The organism is Pseudogracilibacillus amylolyticus (SeqCode), assembly GCF_051918545.1.
Lineage (GTDB): Bacteria > Bacillota > Bacilli > Bacillales > Amphibacillaceae > Pseudogracilibacillus.
Genome location: NZ_JBPPZG010000150.1, coordinates 1 through 2648, shown reverse-complemented (window position 1 = coordinate 2648; position 2648 = coordinate 1). Strand labels below are relative to the sequence as shown.

The window sequence follows — 2648 nt, the reverse complement described above, 5'->3', positions numbered from 1 at the left end:
CATGCCGGATTGCTCTTTCTACTCGGGAAGCGGTAGTATTGTATTTTTTCGCAATATCTGGATACAAAATTTTTGTAATGGAGCCTAATAATTCTATATCATGATAGACCATTGTTATTGCCTCTCTTAAATATAAGTACCCTTTTATATGAGCTGGCACACCTATATCATGCATGATATTTGTAATATTTGTCTCGATATTATCTTTTTCTTTTTTGATTGGTCGCGTATTTCCCACCTTTATTTTCATTAATTTATTTTGGTTATTTTGCACATATACTTCTCTAATTTTATTGACCAAATTATTAAAATCAAACGGTTTCAAAATAAAATAGGAAGCACCATATTCAACCGCTTTTCTCATTACCTCTTCTTGACCAAAAGCGGTTAACATAATGATATTCGGAGTTTTTCCATCCTTTTCACGTAATTTTTGTAATACTGCCAAACCATCTAAATGAGGCATAATAATGTCTAAAATTAAAATATCGGGATCTAATTCATCTAATAAATTGATGCATTCCCTCCCATCGTAAGCTACACCGATAACGTCAATATCTTCCTGTTCATTCAAATAATCCTCCATAATATGTACAAGTTCACGGTTATCGTCTACTATACAAACAGAAATTTTTTCCAATTTGTTTTACACCATCCTCTTTATTTTGCATACAATTATTGTCCTATTTATCGTATTCGACATTAAATTAAAAAAGTCCTTTTTATAATTGATAATAATTTAAAAAAATAAGCTTTCCGAAATATCGGAAAGCTTGATTTGTGCCTAACTTGCTTCTTTTTCTTGATTGTAAATATTTATTCCTGCTTCGTCCAACATCCATTCAATATGAACTCCATAACCGGAAGTTGGGTCATTGACAAATACATGAGTAACAGCGCCAACTAACTTATCATTTTGTATAATTGGACTTCCGCTCATCCCTTGAACGATACCACCAGTTTTTTCTAATAATCGTTCATCCGTAATTTTGATTACCATTCCCTTTGTTGCAGGTGTTTTTTGTGGAATGGAATTTATTATTTTAACATCGAATTTTTCAACTTTCTCACCTTCGACTACAGTCAATATATGAGCAGGTCCTTTTTCAACTTCATGAGATAATCCAATTGGCATCGGCTTTTGATGATTTTCTTCTAGTAAGTCAGGATTTAATTTTCCGAATATACCAAAAGGACTGTTTTTAGTGATTGAACCAAGTTGCTTATCTTTCATCGAAAATTTTGCTTGTTTTTCACCGGGAATTCCATGGTTACCTTTTTCAATCGAAGTTACAGTAGATCGTACAATTTTGCCTTCATGGATCTCTAATGGCTTTTTCGTGTCAGAATCAGAAATAACATGTCCTAATGCTCCATATTTTCCGGATTCTTCATCATAAAATGAGATGGTTCCAATTCCGGTAGCAGAGTCCCTGATATATAAGCCAATCTGGTAATTATTATCTTTTTTATTTAAGGTAGGCGCAAGTTGGGTATTCACTATTTCTTTTCCTCGTTTTAATTTTACACTAATATTTTCTTGGTTCTCGCCTGCTTTTTTTACAATTGGTTTAACATCTTCTAATTGCTTTATTTTATTTCCATCCATCTCCAGTATTACATCACCAACATGAATATTTGCTTCTTCTCCTGGAGAAATTGTATCACCTTCATTATGAACTAGATGATGACCTACGACTAAAACTCCTAAAGTGTGCAATTGCACTCCTACAGATTGCCCTCCAGGAATTACTTTTTTGTCACTTAGAACGGAGACATTCACTTTTTTTACGGGAAAATTTGCTTTTTTATAAACTAAAGTGCTTTCGCCTACCTCATTCGGATAAATTTTAGTGTTATCAGCAACAATATTATTATTATCCGATGTGACTGTATAATCGCTTCCTAAGTTTGGAATGGACATTGGTTCATCACTTTGAAAAGTGATCATTTCATTGGGAATAGAGATAATATTTTTCATGTCGGTTAAAAAGGGGAATAATAAAAATAATAAAAGGAGTAAAATTCCAATTGATACCTTTAGCTTACTCTTGGATGTCACTATCGTCCACTCTCCTCTTTTCTTTGTCCCATGCCTTTTCTCCGTATCTTTAATTTGACCTAAATCAAGCCATTTTAAACGAGAGAAAGAAAAGAAAAGATGTGTAACATTACCTGTATATAAATAATTTATGTAAATACGAAAGGTTTTCCTGCATGCAAAAAAAAAGCCAATATTATAATTAGCTTTTTGCCATTGATTTAAATTTTTTTGTTAAGTCAAGTAACTCTTCAGAATGTTCAATTGCTGTTTCTGTTAATCGTGCTCCTGTCATCATTCTTCCAAGTTCTCTAATTTTTTCTTTTTCAGTCAGTTCTTTCATCTGTGTCGACGTTCTGTTTTGTTTTTCCTCTTTTTGTATTAATATGTGATGATCAGACATTGCTGCAACTTGAGGTAAATGGGTAATACATAAAACCTGTGTTGTTTCAGAAATTTGATACATTTTTTCTGCAATTGCTTGTGCAACACGACCGCTCACACCAGTATCTATTTCATCAAAAATTACCGTATCGATATTATCGTGCTTTGCAAATATTTTTTTAAGCGCAAGCATAATCCGTGATAGTTCCCCGCCTGAGGCAAC

The 2648-nt window shown here is 32.9% G+C and carries 2 protein-coding genes and 1 pseudogene; all 3 read right to left on the bottom strand.

Annotated elements, in window-relative coordinates; translation table 11 throughout:
* Positions 1-640 (bottom strand): sporulation transcription factor Spo0A (gene spo0A / locus ACPYKA_RS14950; RefSeq protein WP_479543015.1); only part of this gene is annotated, 640 nt, incomplete at its 3' end.
* A 144-nt stretch (positions 641-784) separates the two neighbouring features.
* Complete coding sequence (spoIVB, locus tag ACPYKA_RS14945; protein ID WP_479543014.1) at positions 785-2062, bottom strand: SpoIVB peptidase; 1278 nt, start codon at positions 2060-2062, stop codon at positions 785-787.
* A 181-nt stretch (positions 2063-2243) separates the two neighbouring features.
* A pseudogene (locus tag ACPYKA_RS14940) lies at positions 2244-2648 on the bottom strand (DNA repair protein RecN); the annotation flags it as partial.